The 16,641-nt window shown below is 67.9% G+C and carries 14 protein-coding genes; 4 read left to right on the plus strand and 10 right to left on the minus strand.

The features are described from left to right. Window positions 1-142 precede the first annotated feature (142 nt). From N7573_RS21070 to pyrE, 8 genes are all read right to left on the minus strand, one after another. Complete coding sequence (locus tag N7573_RS21070; RefSeq protein WP_279913199.1) at window positions 143-856, minus strand: response regulator transcription factor; 714 nt, start codon at window positions 854-856, stop codon at window positions 143-145. Further along, window positions 837-3,497, minus strand: a complete 2,661-nt coding sequence (locus N7573_RS21075) for a sensor histidine kinase KdpD (protein WP_279913198.1) — start codon at window positions 3,495-3,497, stop codon at window positions 837-839. Before N7573_RS21075 ends, N7573_RS21070 begins: the two co-directional genes overlap by 20 nt. A gap of 51 nt (window positions 3,498-3,548) precedes the next feature. Then, window positions 3,549-4,199 (minus strand): potassium-transporting ATPase subunit KdpC, encoded by a 651-nt coding sequence (kdpC, locus tag N7573_RS21080; RefSeq protein ID WP_049462163.1) that lies wholly within the window; start codon window positions 4,197-4,199, stop codon window positions 3,549-3,551. Then, a complete protein-coding gene (kdpB, locus tag N7573_RS21085) occupies window positions 4,196-6,253 on the minus strand; it encodes a potassium-transporting ATPase subunit KdpB (RefSeq protein ID WP_189720427.1) in 2,058 nt (685 codons plus the stop codon). Before kdpB ends, kdpC begins: the two co-directional genes overlap by 4 nt. Before the next feature lie 10 nt (window positions 6,254-6,263). Continuing rightward, window positions 6,264-7,973, minus strand: a complete 1,710-nt coding sequence (gene kdpA, locus N7573_RS21090) for a potassium-transporting ATPase subunit KdpA (RefSeq protein WP_279913197.1) — start codon at window positions 7,971-7,973, stop codon at window positions 6,264-6,266. Window positions 7,974-7,985: 12 nt separating this feature from the next. Continuing rightward, window positions 7,986-8,078, minus strand: coding sequence for a potassium-transporting ATPase subunit F (locus tag N7573_RS21095; protein ID WP_005407770.1), 93 nt, complete (start codon window positions 8,076-8,078; stop codon window positions 7,986-7,988). A 174-nt stretch (window positions 8,079-8,252) separates the two neighbouring features. Further along, the gene (locus tag N7573_RS21100; protein ID WP_279913196.1) at window positions 8,253-8,921 is read right to left on the minus strand and encodes a hypothetical protein; all 669 of its coding nucleotides are present in this window, start codon (window positions 8,919-8,921) and stop codon (window positions 8,253-8,255) included. A gap of 19 nt (window positions 8,922-8,940) precedes the next feature. Continuing rightward, a complete protein-coding gene (pyrE, locus tag N7573_RS21105) occupies window positions 8,941-9,600 on the minus strand; it encodes an orotate phosphoribosyltransferase (protein ID WP_010486876.1) in 660 nt (219 codons plus the stop codon). Between the two features lie 162 nt (window positions 9,601-9,762). On the opposite strand from pyrE, the gene N7573_RS21110 reads away from it, so the two are divergent. The 3 genes from N7573_RS21110 to N7573_RS21120 all read left to right on the plus strand — a co-directional run bounded on the left by N7573_RS21110 (window position 9,763) and on the right by N7573_RS21120 (window position 12,242). Continuing rightward, a complete protein-coding gene (locus tag N7573_RS21110) occupies window positions 9,763-10,563 on the plus strand; it encodes an exodeoxyribonuclease III (protein WP_279913195.1) in 801 nt (266 codons plus the stop codon). Then, the gene (locus tag N7573_RS21115; protein WP_032128445.1) at window positions 10,560-11,933 is read left to right on the plus strand and encodes an MFS transporter; all 1,374 of its coding nucleotides are present in this window, start codon (window positions 10,560-10,562) and stop codon (window positions 11,931-11,933) included. Before N7573_RS21110 ends, N7573_RS21115 begins: the two co-directional genes overlap by 4 nt. A 78-nt stretch (window positions 11,934-12,011) precedes the next feature. Beyond that, complete coding sequence (locus tag N7573_RS21120; RefSeq protein ID WP_279913194.1) at window positions 12,012-12,242, plus strand: hypothetical protein; 231 nt, start codon at window positions 12,012-12,014, stop codon at window positions 12,240-12,242. Between the two features lie 70 nt (window positions 12,243-12,312). Here the strand turns inward: N7573_RS21120 and N7573_RS21125 are convergent, their stop codons facing one another. Next, on the minus strand, window positions 12,313-13,440 hold the full coding sequence (locus tag N7573_RS21125) for an anhydro-N-acetylmuramic acid kinase (RefSeq protein WP_279913193.1): 1,128 nt from the start codon (window positions 13,438-13,440) through the stop codon (window positions 12,313-12,315). A gap of 65 nt (window positions 13,441-13,505) precedes the next feature. Further along, window positions 13,506-14,978, minus strand: coding sequence for a peptidoglycan DD-metalloendopeptidase family protein (locus tag N7573_RS21130; protein ID WP_279913192.1), 1,473 nt, complete (start codon window positions 14,976-14,978; stop codon window positions 13,506-13,508). A gap of 167 nt (window positions 14,979-15,145) precedes the next feature. Between N7573_RS21130 and tyrS the strand changes: the two genes are divergently transcribed. Then, entirely contained in the window at window positions 15,146-16,357 is a 1,212-nt protein-coding gene (tyrS, locus tag N7573_RS21135) for a tyrosine--tRNA ligase (RefSeq protein ID WP_134951770.1), read from the plus strand. Window positions 16,358-16,641: the final 284 nt, after the last annotated feature.

Here is a 16,641-nt window from a genome sequence, read left to right on the forward strand (position 1 = left end):
CCTGACAATTTCCGCGATCTGTCGGAACGGAATGAACTGCTCTTGGTAGGTGTCGACCTTGGTCGACACAGTAGATCCACGCCATGCGTGGATGCTCTTCCGGATTCGCTTTGGTGGTTGCCGACCGTTGGTCGGCACGCCTTCACCCCTTGAACCGCAGCCCGACGCCCGGTTCGGTGAACAGGTAGTGCGAATCCAGCGCTGAATCACCCAGCTTGTGCCGCAGCTTGCCGACCAGGATGCGCAGGTAATGGGTGTCGTGCTGGTGGGTCGGGCCCCAGATCTCCTGCAGGATCTGTGGCTGGGTCACCACCCGCCCGGCGTTGCGCAGCAGCAGCGACAGCAGCGCGTACTCCTTGCGGGTCAACGCTACCGGCTCGCCATCCAGCGCCACTTCACGGCGGACCAGGTCCACATGCAGGTGGCCGTCGTCGAATACCGGCGGCGTGCCATCACTGGGCACGCTGCGCGTGCGCAGCAGCGCCCGCACCCGCGCCATCAGCTCCTGCGTGCCGAACGGCTTGGTCACGTAGTCATTCGCGCCGGTATCCAGCGCACGCACCTTCTCCGCCTCGCCGGCACGCACGGTCAGCATGATCACCGGCACCTGGCTCCACTGCCTCAGTTGTTCCAGCACCTCGTGGCCTTCCATGTCCGGCAGGCCGATATCCAGGATCACCAGATCCATGTCCTCGCTGGCGGCCAGCTGCAGGCCTTCCTGGCCGGTGGCGGCCTGCCGCACCTGGTAGCCCTGCGCGCGCAGGCTGATGTCCAGGAACCGGCGGATCTGGGTTTCATCATCGATCACCAGCACGCGCGCGGCCGGCACGCTGGCATCAATCGGGGTCGGGCTCATCGTGGGAGGCTGGCTTGAGCAGGGGCAGGGTGATGCGGATCAGGGTACCGCGACCGTCGCGTCCGGGCAGCGCCTGCACGCTGCCGCCATGCGCGCCGATCATGCCCTGGCAGATGGTCAGGCCCAGGCCGGTGCCATGGCGGCCACGGTCGCCACGTTCGACGCTGTAGAACATGTCGAAGATGCGCGCACGCTCGTCGTCGGGAATGCCGGGGCCGGCATCGATCACGTCGATGCGCAGCTGGCCGTCCAGTTCACGCGCCTGCACCTGCACGGCCGCATCCGGCGGTGAGAATTTGGCCGCGTTTTCCATCACGTTGAACACCGCCTGTTCGACAAGCGCCGGGTGTACCCAGATCGGCGCCAGCGTGGCCGGAATGTCCAGCTCCAGCCGCACCTTCGGCTGGTAGCGCTGCAGGCGCCGTGCGGCCGAACCGATCAGTTCGTCCACGCCGATCCAGTCGCGGTTGATCTTCAATCCCTCGTGGCCGAGGCGGGTCATGTCCAGCAGGTTCTGGATGTAGCGGTCCAGCCGTTCGCCCTCGACCAGGATGGTGTCGAGCAGGGCACGGCGATCGGCCGTATCCATTGCCGTACCATAGCTGGCCAGGCTGTCGGCCGAGCCGATCATCGCCGCCAGTGGCGAGCGCAGGTCGTGCGACACCGAAGAGAGCAGCGCCGAGCGCAACCGCTCGGTCTCGTTGCTGACGTGCGCCTGCTCCAGTTCGGCCACCAGCCGCGTGCGCAGCGCGGCCTGCGCGATGTCATCGACCATTGCTTCGGCCAGCTGCCGTTGTTCGGGCAGCAGGCGCGCCTGTGCGCCGGGCAGGTACAGGCCGGCCACGCCGATCGCGCGGTCCTCGCCATCCAGCAACGGCAGGAACCACCACTGCGCGCCGGCCAGGGTGTCGGTGAAGCGGCCACTGGGCTGGCCATGGCGCAGCGCCCAGTCGGCGGCGGCCAGGTCGGTGTCGCCGGGCTGGCTGCGGCCACCGGTTGCGGTATCGGCGCCGATCCGCAGCCACGCCGGCACGTCCATGGCCTGTTCCAGTGCATGCCGACCCGCCTGCGCCACCTCGCCGTTGCCGGCGGCACTGGCCAGTTGGCGGCCCAGCTGCTGGCGCGCACGCGCATGGCGATTGGCCGCGCGCAGCGCGATCACCTGCATGCGTAGGCGCGAGGCCAGGCGCCCGGCCACCAGTGCCGCGGCCAGGAACAGGAAGACGGTGATCACGCCCTGGCGTGCACCGATGGCGAAGGTGAAGCGCGGCGCGATGAACAGGAAGTTGTAGGCGAGGAAGCACAGGATCGCCGCCATCACCGCCACGCTGGCGCGCGTGCGCGCAGCGACCAGCACCACCGCCACGATGAACACCATCGACAGATCGGCCATGCCCACCCAGCGTTCGGCCAGCCATGCCACCGCACAGGCCAACGCGGTGGCGATCAGTGCCTGCGCCGGTTCGTAGCTGATGCCGCGCACCGGCGGCAGCAGGCCCTCGCGGCGCGAGCGCGCACGTGCCTGCGGCGTGCTGATGATGGTGATCTCGTAATGCGCGCCGCGCTGGATCAGCTGCTGGGTCAACGTTCGGTTGAACATCCGCGCCAGCGGGCGCTCGCGGGTCCGCCCCAGCACCAGGGTGGACACGCCGTTGTGCGCGGCGTGGTCGAGCAGGGCGTCGGCGATGCTCGATCCGTGCAACAGCTCGGCGTCGCCGCCCAGCCGCCGTGCCAGGGCGAAGGCCGCATCGATCTCGCGCTGGGTCGCCTCGTCCTGGCGTCGTCCCTGCACGGTCACCACGGTCCATGGTGCGTCGCGGCGTTCGGCGATGCGTCGCGCCACGCGCACCAGGTATTCACTCTGGCCGCCGCCGTCGATCGCCACCAGCACGCCGCGGCGCAGCGGCAGGTTGCTCTCGCCACGGGCAGCGCGTGCCTCACGCAGGCTGCTGTCGACGCGATCGGCGGCCTCCTGCATTGCAAGTTCGCGCAGTGCGGTCAGGTTGGCCGGCGAGAAGAACGCCTGCAGCGCCTGCGCGGCCTGTTCCGGCACATAGACCTTGCCCTGCTGCAGGCGCGCGATCAGCTCGCGCGGCGGCAGGTCAACCAGCACGATGTCGTGCAGGCGGTCGAGCACGACATCGGGCACGGTCTCGCTCACGCGCACGCCGGTGATGCGCATCACCACATCATTGAGGCTTTCCAGATGCTGGATGTTGACCGTGGTCCAGACGTCGATGCCGGCGTCCAGTAGCTCCATCACATCCTGCCAGCGCCGCTCATGGCGGCTGCCCGGCGCATTGCGGTGGGCCAGTTCGTCCACCAGTACCAGCGCCGGATGCCGTGCGAGCACGGCATCCAGATCCATCTCCTGCAGGATGTGGCCGTGATAGGCCACTGCCTTCAGCGGCAGCTGTGGCAGGCCCTCCAGCAGCGCCTGGGTATCGGCGCGGCCGTGGGTTTCCACCAGGCCCACCACCAGGTCGACACCGCGGCGCAGCTGTTCCTGTGCGCGGGTCAGCATGGTGTAGGTCTTGCCCACGCCCGGCGCCGCACCGAGGAACACGGTCAGCTTGCCGCCGGCTTCGCGTTGCAGGCCTTCGACCAGGGCATCGGCCTGGCGGGTACGCGCATCAGTCATGGGTGCCGCTGTCATGGCCGCCATTGTGCGCGCAGCCGGTGCAGGTCGGTATCACGGTGCCTTGGCCGCGTGGTCCAGCGCGAAGTTCAGCGTCACCACGTTCACCCGCGGCTGGCCGAACAGGCCCCACTGGCGACCTTCGGTATGCGCCTGCACCAGTGCCTGCACGCGTTCCACCGGCAGGCCACGGGCACGTGCCACGCGTGCCACCTGCAGGCGCGCCGCCGCCGGCGACAGCTGCGGATCCAGGCCGCCGGCGGACTGGGTGACCAGGTCCGCTGGCACCTGCGCCGGGGCGACACCTTCGCGCGCGGCCACTGTAGCCGTGCTGGCGGCAACACGCTCGGCCAGGGCCGGGTTGCTGCGCGCCATGTTGGAACCGGCCGCGGCCATGGGGTCGTAGTTGGCTGCCGACGGACGTGCCTGGAAGTAGCCGTCACCGGTGAACGGCTGCGACAACCATGCCGAGCCGCGTACCTGGCCGTTGCCATCGCGCAGCAGGCTGCCCTCGGCCTGGGTCGGGTAGGCCAGGCCGGCAAAACCGGTGGCGATACCGGCGTAGACCGCACCGGCCAGCAGCAGGGTGGCCAGGCCCAGGCCGATCGCCGGGCGCCAGCTGGCGCCGTCCTGCAGGCTGGCCACGCGGGCCTCGGCCTTCTGTTCGCGCGGAAGGGAAGATGAAGTGGAAGCAGTACGGTTCATGCGCCGAATACCAGGACAAGAAGAAGGTCGATCGCCTTGATCGCCGCGAACGGCAGCAGCACGCCGCCGAGGCCGTACACCAGCATGTTCCGGCGCAGCAGTGCGGTTGCAGTGGCCGGGCGGAAGCGCACGCCACGCAGGGCGAGCGGGATCAGGGCGGGAATCACCAGGGCGTTGAAGATCAGCGCTGCCAGCACCGCATTGCGCGGGCTCGACAGCTGCATCACGTTCAAGGCGGCCATGGTCGGAACGGCCGCGGCGAACAGCGCCGGCAGGATCGCGAAGTACTTGGAGACGTCGTTGGCCAGCGAGAAGGTGGTCAGCGCGCCGCGGGTGATCAGCTGCTGCTTGCCTACTTCCACCACCGCCAGCAGCTTGGCCGGGTCCGAATCGAGGTCGACCATGTTGCCGGCCTCCTTCGCCGCCTGCGTACCGGAGTTCATCGCCAGACCGATGTCGGCCTGGGCCAGCGCCGGCGCGTCATTGGTGCCATCGCCGACCATCGCCACCAGGCGGCCACCGGCCTGCTCCTGGCGGATGCGTGCCAGCTTGTCTTCCGGGCGGGCCTCGGCGATGTAGTCGTCGACACCGGCTTCGGCAGCGATGGCGGCGGCGGTCAGCGGGTTGTCTCCGGTGATCATCACCGTGCGGATACCCATCGCCCGCAGCTGCGCGAACTTCTCGCGCATGCCGTGCTTGACCACGTCCGACAGCTCGATCACGCCCAGCACATGGCGGCCCTCGGCCACCACCAGCGGGGTGGCACCATTGCGCGCGACCTGCTCGACGCGCCCGGCCAGTTCCGCCGGCACGTTGCCGCCCAGCGCCTGCACGTGGGCACGGATCGCATCGGCGGCACCCTTGCGGATCTGCCGCCCATGTTCCAGGTCCACGCCGGACATGCGGGTCTGCGCACTGAACGCCAGGTACTCGGCGTGGTCCGGTTCGGCGGTAGCGCAGCCCTGTTCGCGCGCCAGGCGCACGATCGACTTGCCTTCCGGGGTCGGGTCGGCCAGCGAAGACAGCAGTGCGGCCTCGCGTAGCTGGCTGGCATCGATGCCGGCCAGCGGATGGAAGTGGCTGGCCTGGCGGTCGCCGTAGGTGATGGTGCCGGTCTTGTCCAGCAGCAGCACGTCGACGTCGCCGGCCACCTCCACCGCCTTGCCCGACTTGGCCAGCACGTTGGCGGCCAGCGCACGGTTCATGCCGGCGATGCCGATGGCCGGCAGCAGGCCGCCGATGGTGGTCGGGATCAGGCACACCAGCAGCGCGATCAGCAGCAGCGGGTCGACCTTGACGCCGACGGCGGCACCAATGGCCGGCAACGTGGCCACCACCACCAGGAAGGTCAGCGTCATCGCGGCCAGCAGCAGGGTCAGCGCGATCTCGTTCGGGGTCTTCTGGCGGTTGGCGCCCTCCACCAGCGCGATCATCCGGTCCAGGAAGCTGTGGCCCGGCTCGGCGGTCACCCGCACGATGATCTGGTCGGACAGCACCTTGGTGCCGCCGATCACGCCGGAACGGTCGGTACCGGCCTCGCGCAGCACGGGGGCCGATTCGCCGGTCACCGCCGCTTCGTTGATGGTGGCCAGGCCTTGCACGATCTCGCCATCGGCCGGCACCAGTTCACCGGCGCTGACGATCACATGGTCGCCCGGGCGCAGTTCGGCGGCCGGCACCTGGGTTTCGGCGGCGCCCGGCTGCGGCGCCGCCAGCCGGCGTGCCACCAGGTCCTGGCGGGCACGCCGCAGCGAGGCGGCCTGGCCACGGCCACGCGCTTCGGCCACCGCTTCGGCGAAGTTGCCGAACAGCACGGTCACCAGCAGGATCACGGTCACTGCCAGGCCGAAGCCCAGCGGCGCATTGCCGGTCAGGGTGACGATCGCGGCCACGATCGTGCCGGCCATCACCACCGCCATCACCGGGCTGCGCACCAGATGCATCGGCGACAGCTTGCGCACTGCGTCGACCAGCGCACGGCGCAGGCCGGCGCCATCCAGCAGGGCAGGGCGCGCTGCATGGGTACTACGGGTTGAACTTGCTTGGGTACTCATCAGGGTGTCCTTAGTGCAGTCCCAGGCTCAGGTGGTCGGCGATCGGGCCGAGTACCAGCGCCGGCATGAACTGCAGCACGGTCAGGATGACGATCACCGAGACCAGGGTCAGGGCGAAGGTCGGGGTTTCGATCTGCAGGCTGCCGGCAGACTCCGGGGCCTGGCGCTTGGCAGCCAGCTGTGCGGCCACCACCAGCGGAATGATCAGCAGCGGGAAGCGGCCCAGCAGCAGTACCAGCGAGCAGCTCAGGTTCCACCACAGCGTGGCGTCGCCCAGCCCTTCGAAGCCCGAGCCGTTGTTGGCGTAAGCCGAGACGTACTCGTAGAAGACCTGGCTGATGCCATGGAAGCCGGGGTTGGAGGTGCCCGCCAGGCCGGGCACGGCCAGGGTGATCGCGGTGAACACCAGCAGGGTGATCGGCTGCAGCAGCACCAGCAGGGCCAGCAGGCGCACCTGTGGCGTCTCCAGCTTGCGGCCGAACAGTTCCGGCGTACGCCCGGTCATCAACCCGGCCAGGAACACACCCAGCAGCAGGTACACGATGAACTGCTGCAGGCCACAGCCGATGCCGCCCCAGATCGCGCTGACCAGCATGTTGACCATCGCGATGCCGCCACTCAGCGGTGCCAGCGAATCGTGCATGCCGTTCACCGAGCCGTTGGAGACCTGGGTGGTCACCGCCGCCCACAGCGCGGTGCCATCGGCGCCGAAGCGCACTTCCTTGCCTTCCATCAGCAGCGGCGTGGCGGCGCTGGCGCTATGTCCTTCGCTCCACATCATCGCGCCGGTGGAAAGCAGCGACATGCCCAGCATGCAGCTGAACACCAGGGCGCCGAAGCGACGTCGGCCGGTGAACGCACCGATCATGAAGATCACCGCCATCGGCACCAGCAGGATGCCGACGATTTCCAGCGCATTCGACAGCGGGGTCGGGTTCTCCAGCGGGAAGCTGCTGTTCGGCCCGTACCAGCCGCCACCGTTGGCGCCCAGCTGCTTGGCTGCGACCATCGCCGCGACCGGGCCCAGCGGCAGCTTCTGTTCGGCCATGCCGGCGCTGGCGTCGATCGGCGTGGCCTGCGGCCCACCGGTCATCGTCGACGGCACGCCCTGGCTGGTCAGCAGCAGGGTCCACACCAGGCACAGCGGCAACAGGAAGCGCACGCACAGGCGCACCACGTCCACGTAGTAGTTGCCCACCGCCACCTGGCGGTCATCACCGGCACCATTGGCCGCTGCGGCCTGCGGCGAACGCGCGAACAACGCGCGCAGTGTGGCCACCGCCAGTGCCAGGCCCATCATCGGCGTGACCACCTGCAGGCCGGTGATGCCGGTCATCTGCGAGAGGTAGGACAGCTGCGCCTGGCCAGAATAGTGCTGCTGGTTGGTGTTGGTCAGGAACGAGATCATCGTGTGCAGCGCGGTGTCCCAGCGCATGTTCGGGATCTGGTCCGGATTCAGCGGCAGCCAGGCCTGGGTCATGAACACCGCCTGGGTCAACACAGCAACCACCACGTTGCTCAGCACGAAGGCCAGCACGTAGCCGCGCCAGGACATCGAGCGCGACGGATCGACCCCGAACAGCCAGTACAGCGGCTTCTCGATCCAGTGGAACAGCACGTCGACCTTCATCGGCGTGCCACGCATCACGCGGGCCAGGTACAGGCCCAGCGGCCACGCCAGCAGCAGGCTGGCGGCAATAATCACAAGCATCTCAGTCATGGCCGGCTCCGCTCAGAACGACTCGGGCCGCAGCACGACATAAAGAAGATAGGCGGCGGCGACCAGCACCAGCACGCCACACAACAACGACAGCCAGGGGGACATTGCAATAGCGTCCTGGTGGAACCCCTCCACCTCAGGCCGTCATCGTCGTCCTGCCCCCCATAAACGCACTACGCGCCGGACCGGGCCGACGCGTAAAGAGTGCATAAATTCCGTGGGCCAATCCGTAACCAGGCCCTGGGTAGCGCCGGGCCATGCCCGGCGACGGGAGCGTGGTCAGCCCGCCGGAGCCTGGCTCGCCGGCACCAGCCCCTTCAGCTCGCGATAGCGCTGCAGGGTGCTGTCGATCTCGGCCTTCAACGCCTGCTGCTGCTGCAGGAACCCGGCCTGCAGCCGTTGCTGCGACTGCAGCTGCACGTGTCGCTGGCGGATCGCCTCGGCCTGCTTGTCGGCCACCTTGCCACCGGCCAGTTCGCGGTCACCTGCGGCCGCCAGCAGCGCCACCAGCGACTCACGCAGGCTGGTGACGTTGTACTCGGCGGTCTTCAGATTGTTGTCCAGCACTTCCTGGCGCTCGGCGAACACCCGGCGCAGGTCGTCCTCGCTGCCATAGGTGGTCAGCATCGCCTGCTCGGTGCGCTGGCGGGTCTGCGCGGCCATCAGGTCCAGCTGCTGCTGCGCCGCCTCCGTGCTGGCGGCGGCGCGCTCTTCGTCGGTCAACGCGCGCTGGACCTGCGCATTGCGCAGGCCACTCTTCGCGTTGAACTCCTCGCGGGCATGGTTGACCGCGTCGGCCGGCAGCGAATCACTGCAGATCCGCTCCTTGCTCTCGTTCCAGCAGTACAGCTTCTTTTCCGTCTTGCCGCTGTCGCGCGACTGCGCCGGTACGGTGAACGGCACGGCCAGCAGCAGGCCGGCAAAGAGCACAGCAGGAACTCGGGACATGACCTTTCCCCTGGGTCGGTCAGCGGATTGAACGGACGCCGTACTGGGCCCGGTAGGCTTCCAGCGGCTGCCGGTAACCCACAAGTTCCGGGTTGCCGGAGGCGAAATCAAGCAGATCGGCCAGCGATGCCACGGCGATCACCGGAATGCCGGCTTCCTCGGCCACCGACTGCGCCGCCGAACGGCGATCGGTTTCCGAAGCGATCTCCTGGCGGTCCAGCGCCACCACGATGCCGGCCGGGGTGCCACCGGCGGCGCGGATGATGCCCAGCGCTTCGCGGATCGCGGTACCCGCAGTGATCACGTCATCGACGATCAGCACGCGCTTGCCGTTCATGTCGGCGCCGATCAGCTGGCCGCCTTCACCGTGGTCCTTGGCTTCCTTGCGGTTGAACGACAGCGGCAGGTCACGGCCACGCTGGGCCAGCTCGCAGGCCATCGCGGTGGCCAGCGGAATGCCCTTGTAGGCGGGGCCGAACACCACGTCGTACTTGATCCCGGTGGCATCGATGGCATCGGCGTAGCAGGCGCCGAGCTGCGACAGCAGCGAACCGGAGTCGAAACGACCGGCGTTGAAGAAATAGGGGCTCAGCCGGCCGGACTTGAGGGTGAACTGGCCGAAGCGCAGGGCGTCGGCGGTCAGGGCCAGCTGCAGGAAACGGTGGCGGTGGTCGCTCATCAAAACTCGATTCATCTTCATTTGGAGCACAAATCCTAATCCAGCTGGGCGTTTCGCGCTCGTCCAGCGCCATGTGAAAGCCGTCCAGGCCCAGCCTGGCGGACTGCGCAGCCCTGCGGGCAACCGGTATGCTTGCCCGGTTTCCCGCCGCAGGTCCCCCGCATGCGCATCATCAGTTTCAACGCCAATGGCATCCGTTCCGCCGCGACCAAGGGCTTCCTCGACTGGTTCCGGTCCCAGGACGCCGACGTCCTGTGCATCCAGGAGACCAAGGCCCAGGAAGACCAGCTGACCGACCCGATGTTCCGCCCGGACGGCCACCACTGCTTCTACCGCGACGCCATCACCAAGAAGGGCTACAGCGGTGTGGCGATCTACAGCAAGCGCGAGCCGGACCAGGTGATCACCTCGCTGGGCTGGCCCCCGTTCGACGACGAAGGCCGCTACATCGAGGCGCGCTACGGCAACCTCAGCGTGGTCTCCTTCTATATCCCGTCCGGCAGCTCGGGCGACCTGCGCCAGGGCTTCAAGTTCGAAGTGATGGAATGGCTGCGGCCGATCCTCGAGGAATGGGCGCGCAGCGGCCGCGACTACGTGCTGTGCGGCGACTGGAACATCGTGCGTTCGGCGCTGGACATCAAGAACTGGAAGTCCAACCAGAAGAACTCCGGCTGCCTGCCGGAAGAGCGCGACTGGCTCAATGCCCTGTGCGCCGACCATGGCCAGGCCACCGATGTCGCCGCCGGCCGTGGCTGGGCTGACGCCTACCGCCTGCTCAACCCCACCGGCGAGGACTACACCTGGTGGAGCAACCGCGGCGCTGCCCGCGCCAACAACGTCGGTTGGCGCATCGACTACCAGTTCATCACCCCGGGCCTGCGTGACCGCCTGCGCAGCTGCTCGATCTACCGCGACGAGCGCTTCTCCGACCACGCGCCGTTCATCGTGGACTACGACCTGTGACCGAGGCTGCCAAGCCGCGTCGGCCGTGGCAGCAGGTGGTGTCCAACCTGAGCCAGCGCAAGGTGCTGGCGATGCTGCTGCTCGGCTTCAGTTCCGGCCTGCCGATCTATCTGGTGGGCAACACGCTCGGCTTCTGGATGCGCAAGGAAGGCATCGAGCTGAGCACGATCGGTTTCCTGTCATGGGTCGGGCTGGCCTACACCATGAAGTTCCTGTGGGCGCCGATCGTCGATAAGACCGACGTGCCTCTGTTCGGTCGCTTTGGCCGCCGCCGTGGCTGGATGCTGCTGTCGCAGCTGGTCGTGGTGGTGGGCCTGGTCGGCATGGCGCTGGTCCAGCCCAAGGGGGGCCAGATCCAGTTCCTGGGTATCGCCTGGCAGCACATCGTCGTGTTCGGCGTGATGGCCGTGATCGTGGCGTTTGCTTCGGCCACCCAGGACATCGTCATCGATGCCTGGCGCATTGAAAGTGCTGACAACAGCGAGCAGCTGGGCCTGCTGACCTCATCCTCGGCGCTGGGCTATCGCACCGCATTGCTGGTCACCGATGCGCTGATCCTGATCATCGCGGCCCGTGTCGGCTGGCAGGTCTCGTACGAGATCATGGCCGTCCTCATGGCGCTTGGCGTGGTGGCCGTGGTCATGGCCCGTGAGCCCGCGCGGGAAGTGGCTGCCGTGCAGGCTCAGGCGACCTCGCTGTGGACGCCGCGGGGCCTGTTCGACGCCGTGGCGGGGCCGTTCATCGCCTTCGTCCGCGAGCATCGTAGTGGTGCGATCCTGATCCTGGTGGCCATCAGCGTCTATCGCATGGCCGACTTCGTCATGGGGCCGATGGCCAACCCGTTCTACGTCGATCTCGGCCTGGACGAGGACACCGTTGGCGCTGTGCGAGGCTCGGTGGGTCTGGTCGCGACCTTCGTCGGCATTGCTGCGGCGGGCCTGGTCTCGGTTCGCTGGGGAGTGCTGGCGGCGCTGATGGTGGGCGCCGTGCTGGGTCCGGCCTCCAACCTGGCGTTTGCCTGGCTGGCCTATTCGGGCCCGGACACCACCCATTTCGCGGTGGCCATGGCAATCGACAACTTCGCCAGCGGTTTCGCCGGTACGGCGCTGATCGCCTATATGTCGAGCCTGACCAGCATCGGATACACCGCAACCCAGTACGCGCTGCTGAGTTCGTTCTACGCGATGCCAGGCAAGGCGCTCAAGGGGCTCTCGGGGTGGTCGGTACAGACGCTCGCACAGGGCCGGACGCTGCTGGAAGGCTACGCGCTGTTCTTCGTCGGTACCGCGCTGGTGGCGATCCCGGTGGTGATCCTCTGCGCCCTGCTGATCCTGCAGCAGCGTCGTCGCCAGGCCGCAAGCGCCACCTGATTGCCTGCCCGCCCGGTCTGCGGGATCATCGCCCCCGACGCGCCGAGGGGGCGGTGCCTTGCGAACGGGGAAGTGAGCATGGCCGACGTTGTGCTGCGGGACCTGGACCCGCTGCTGCTGGAACGTATCCGACGTGTCGCGGTTGCCCGCGGCTGGACCCACGAACAGACCTGCGCCGCCTTGCTGGAGCAGGGCCTGTTCAGCAGTGAACTGGAGGTCCGCTCCGGCTTCGGCGATCCCGAAGTGAACGCGCTCTCCGACGCCATCGCCGCCCTGCAGGCCCTGCCCGCAGGGCAGGGCTTCGATTAGTGCCCATGTAGCGTCGAGCTATGCGCGACCGCCGTTCCCGGTAGATCCACGCCATGCGTGGATGACCGCCTCACGCCAGGTGGATCGCCCCCAGGATCCGCGGCCCCGTCGCCCCGGTCACGCTCGGCAGGTTGCCGGCCAGCCCGTCCATCGTCCGCTGCGCCAGCCAGGCGAAGCCCATCGCTTCCACGTACTCCGGGTCCAGCCCATGCACCGCGCTGGACTCCACCTGCACCCCCGGCAGCCGTGCAGCCAGCCGCTTCATCAGCTGCCGGTTGCGCACCCCGCCGCCGCACACCAGCAGGCGCCGGGTCTGCGGCTGCTGCGCCAGCAGCGCATCGGCCACCGTCGCCACAGTCAGCTCCAGCAGGGTGGCCTGCACATCGGCGGCAGCGTACTGGCCTTCGCCCATGTGGGCCTCGGCCCAGGCCAGGTGGAACTGCTCACGGCCTGTGCTCTTCGGCGGCGGCAGCGCGAACCACGGCTCCGAACGCCAGCCGGCCAACAGGCGTTCGTCCACCGCGCCACTGGCGGCATACGCGCCGTCGGCATCAAAGGTGCGGCCGGTGTGGCGCTGGCACCAGGCATCCATCAGCGCGTTGGCCGGGCCGGTATCGAAGCCACGCACCGCGCCTTCGCGCGGGATCAGGGTCAGGTTGGCGATCCCGCCCAGGTTGAGCACGGCGCGGTCTTCATCAGCCGTGCCCAGCATGCCGAGGTGGAAGGCCGGCATCAGCGGCGCACCATGGCCTCCGGCTGCCACGTCGCGGCGGCGGAAATCACACACCGTGGTGATCCCGGTCAGCTCGGCGATGCGGTTGCCGTCGCCCAGCTGTACGGTGAAGGCCGGATTGGCCAGCGGACGATGGCGCACGGTCTGGCCGTGCGAGCCGATCGCGCGGACCTGGCTGCGGTCCACACCGGCCTCGGCTAGCAGTTGATTGGCGGCTTCAGCGAAGCTGATCGCGATCCGCGCGTCCAGTTCGCCCAGCTCCTCCAGCGAGTCCAGCGGGCCCCCTTCGCCCAGTGCCACCAGCCGCGCCCGCAGCACCGGCTCCCAGCGGGCGGTCAGGCCATGCACGAAGCGGCAGCCAGCGCCGCCGGGGAACTGCACCAGCGCGGCATCGATGCCATCGGCGCTGGTGCCCGACATCAGGCCAAGGTACAGGGGGGCGTCAGCGTCGACAGTTGTGTTCATGGCAGGCATAAAAAAAGGACGCGGCAAGCTTGGGCTGCCGCGTCCTTCTTCGTCAACGCAGGGGCTCAGCCGCGCTTGCGGCCGGTTGCCTGTTTGTCCTTGGCGCTGGCAACCTCGGGGGCGGCCTCGTCGCGGCTGGTCGGTGCCGGGCTGGCGTCGGCGTAGATCAGCTTCTCCATGCCCTGGATGCGCGCCATCGCCGGTGCGGTCTGCGCGCGGAAGGCGACCAGCTCGGCGCCCTTCAGCGGCTCCGGCGGCGGCATGGTCACGGTCAGCGGGTTGCGGTGCTCGCCGTTGACGCGGAATTCGTAGTGCAGGTGCGGGCCGGTCGCCAGGCCGGTCGAGCCGACATAGCCGATCACCGTGCCCTGGGCCACGCGCTGGCCGGTCTTGATGTTCGCAAAGCGCGACATGTGGCCGTACAGGGTGGTGTGGCCGCGGCCGTGGTCGAGGATCACCACGTTGCCGTAGCCGCGCTGCACGCCGGCGAACTGCACGCGGGCATCGCCGGCGGCCATGATCGGGGTGCCGGTGCGCGCGGCGTAGTCCACGCCCTTGTGCATGCGCATCTTGCCCAGCACCGGGTGCTTGCGCGCGCCAAAGGTCGAGCTCAGCCGTGCGAACGGGATCGGCATGCGGATGAAGCTCTTCTTCAGCGAACGGCCGTTGATGTCGTAGTACTCGGACTTGCCGTTGCGGTCGAAGCGGAAGCCGGAATAGGTCTTGCCACCGGTGGTGAAGGTCGCGGCCAGGATCTTGCTGGTGTCCACCTTCTCGCCTTCGCGCCAGGTTTCATCCATCACCACGCTGAAGCGGTCGCCCGGCTGCAGGTCCTTCGAGAAGTCGATGTCGTACTTGAAGATGTCGTCGGTCATCGTCGCGATCGCCGACGGCGACAGCCCGGCCCGGCGCGCCGCGGCGTACAGCGAGCTGGTGATCTCGCCGCTGGTGACCACCGTGCGCGTGGAGGTCTCGCGTTTGGTCACCTTCTCCTTGATGTCGTCGCCGGACAGGCTCAGCTCGACCCGGTTGTCGGCATCGCGGTCGAAGCGGATGCTGCGCAGGTCGCCGGACAGCGGCATGTCGAAGGCGATCTCGGCACCCGGGCGCAGCTTGGTCAGCGCCTCGCGCGCACCCGGATGGTCCAGCACCCGGTGCAGGGTGGTGGCCGGGATGCCGGCCTTGTCGAACAGGTCGCTCAGGGTCTGGCCGCGCTGCACGCGCAGCACCTGCCAGCTGTCACCGGGCACCTGCTGCTGGCGGGCCATGGTCAGCGGCGGCAACGGCAGCGCCAGGCTGGTGTGGCTGTCGGCGAAGGGCGCGTCGATGGTGTGCGAGAAGCCGGGGACGATGGTCGCCACAAGGGCGCCGATGGTCGCGAACAGGCTGGCATGCATCCAATGACGGCGGGTCCAGCGCTCATTGAAGGCGGCGGGAAGATGTTGCCTGAGCTTCCGATGCAGGGCGTTGTCGTGCAGGACGTGGAGGCGTTCCTGGAAGCGCTGCTTGCGTGCGCGCCCTTGTTCGGAATTGTGCATCGGCGGTTTTTTCCTGGCAGCCCGGGAGCGCGGGCCTGATCGCCGGTTACCATAGACACCTGAGAAAACCGCGTCAAACCCTTGTGCCCATTGGCTTTTGTGAAGCCAATCGGGTTAACTTTGCTTTAACACCCCACACAAGAATCGGCGTTGCCGGGAGTAGTCACGTGTCCTCGATTGAAGAAGCCCTTGCCCTGATCGGCCGTGGTGCCGACGAGATCCTCAAGCTCGAGGATCTGCGTGCGCGCCTGCAGGAAGGCCGCCCGCTGCGGATCAAGGCCGGCTTCGACCCCACCGCGCCCGACCTGCACCTGGGCCATACGGTGCTGCTGAACAAGATGCGTCAGTTCCAGGACCTCGGCCACCAGGTCATTTTCCTGATCGGCGACTTCACCGGCATGATCGGCGACCCGTCCGGCAAGAGCCTGACCCGCAAGCCGCTCAGCAAGGACGACGTGCTGGCCAATGCCCGTACCTATGAAGAGCAGGTATTCAAGGTGCTGGACCGCAACCGTACCGAAGTCCGCTTCAACTCGGAGTGGTTCGGCAAGATGGGCGCCGCCGACATGATCCGCCTGGCCGGCCAGCACACCGTGGCGCGCATGCTCGAGCGCGACGATTTCGCCAAGCGCTACGCCGCCCAGCAGTCCATCGCCATCCACGAGTTCCTGTACCCGCTGGTGCAGGGTTACGACTCGGTGGCCCTGGAAGCCGACGTCGAACTCGGCGGCACCGACCAGAAGTTCAACCTGCTGATGGGCCGTGGCCTGCAGGAACACCACGGCCAGAAGCCGCAGGTGGTGCTGACCATGCCGTTGCTGGAAGGCCTGGACGGCGTCAACAAGATGTCCAAGTCGCTGGGCAACTACATTGGTATCAGCGAACCGGCCATCGACATCGTCACCAAGACCATGAAGGTGGACGACACCCTGATGTGGCGCTGGATCGAGCTGCTGTCCTTCGACATCAGCCAGGCCGAAGCCGTACAGCTGCGCGAGCAGGTGGCCAATGGCGGCCTGAACCCGCGCGTGGTCAAGCTGCGCCTGGCGCGTGAACTGGCCACCCGCTTCCACGACGCCGCGGCGGCCGAGCAGGCCATTGCCGGCTGGGAAGCGGCGGTGACCGGGCAGGGCGACATCACCCAGCTGCCGCTGCAGGACGTGGCGATCCCGGCCGAAGGCCTGCGTATCGCCGCACTGCTGACCGCGGCCGGCCTGACCCCGAGCAACTCCGAAGCCAACCGCAAGCTCAAGGAGCGCGCGGTGAAGGTGGACGGTGAAGTGGTCGAAGATGGCCAGCAGGTGCTGCAGCCGGGCTTCGAAGGCCTGCTACAGGTCGGCAAGCGCACCTTCGCCCGCGTGCGCCTGGTCGCTGCCTGACACCAGGGAAGGGCCGGCGCAGCCTGCCCTTCCTTATGCTCTTGTAGAGCCAAGCCCACGCTTGGCTGCGCTTCGTGGGTTCCTACCGCAGCGCGATGGATGAACGGATGCAACATCCGTTGAAAAAAATCGCCACACCCCCTTCACAAATGATGCGAATGGGGACATACTTCTCCTCCCCCGTCGCAGGGGTCGCCACCAAGGGGCTTCAGCGACAACAGGGCGCCCACCACCGCCGAACGAGATGATCGAACGAAGGTGTTGACGGACTGAAAAAGTCTGGC

Origin of the sequence: Stenotrophomonas sp. GD04054, from assembly GCF_029836955.1 — a bacterium.
In the GTDB taxonomy this organism is placed as follows: domain Bacteria; phylum Pseudomonadota; class Gammaproteobacteria; order Xanthomonadales; family Xanthomonadaceae; genus Stenotrophomonas; species Stenotrophomonas maltophilia_A.

Excerpts from the sequence above, each read along its gene's own strand:
- N7573_RS21070 (WP_279913199.1), bottom strand. The coding sequence starts at position 856 with ATGAGCCCGACCCCGATTGATGCCAGCGTGCCGGCCGCGCGCGTGCTG.
- N7573_RS21075 (WP_279913198.1), bottom strand. The coding sequence starts at position 3,497 with ATGACTGATGCGCGTACCCGCCAGGCCGATGCCCTGGTCGAAGGCCTG.
- kdpC (WP_049462163.1), bottom strand. The coding sequence starts at position 4,199 with ATGAACCGTACTGCTTCCACTTCATCTTCCCTTCCGCGCGAACAGAAG.
- kdpB (WP_189720427.1), bottom strand. The coding sequence starts at position 6,253 with ATGAGTACCCAAGCAAGTTCAACCCGTAGTACCCATGCAGCGCGCCCT.
- kdpA (WP_279913197.1), bottom strand. The coding sequence starts at position 7,973 with ATGACTGAGATGCTTGTGATTATTGCCGCCAGCCTGCTGCTGGCGTGG.
- N7573_RS21095 (WP_005407770.1), bottom strand. The coding sequence starts at position 8,078 with ATGTCCCCCTGGCTGTCGTTGTTGTGTGGCGTGCTGGTGCTGGTCGCC.
- N7573_RS21100 (WP_279913196.1), bottom strand. The coding sequence starts at position 8,921 with ATGTCCCGAGTTCCTGCTGTGCTCTTTGCCGGCCTGCTGCTGGCCGTG.
- pyrE (WP_010486876.1), bottom strand. The coding sequence starts at position 9,600 with ATGAGCGACCACCGCCACCGTTTCCTGCAGCTGGCCCTGACCGCCGAC.
- N7573_RS21110 (WP_279913195.1), top strand. The coding sequence starts at position 9,763 with ATGCGCATCATCAGTTTCAACGCCAATGGCATCCGTTCCGCCGCGACC.
- N7573_RS21120 (WP_279913194.1), top strand. The coding sequence starts at position 12,012 with ATGGCCGACGTTGTGCTGCGGGACCTGGACCCGCTGCTGCTGGAACGT.
- N7573_RS21125 (WP_279913193.1), bottom strand. The coding sequence starts at position 13,440 with ATGAACACAACTGTCGACGCTGACGCCCCCCTGTACCTTGGCCTGATG.
- N7573_RS21130 (WP_279913192.1), bottom strand. The coding sequence starts at position 14,978 with ATGCACAATTCCGAACAAGGGCGCGCACGCAAGCAGCGCTTCCAGGAA.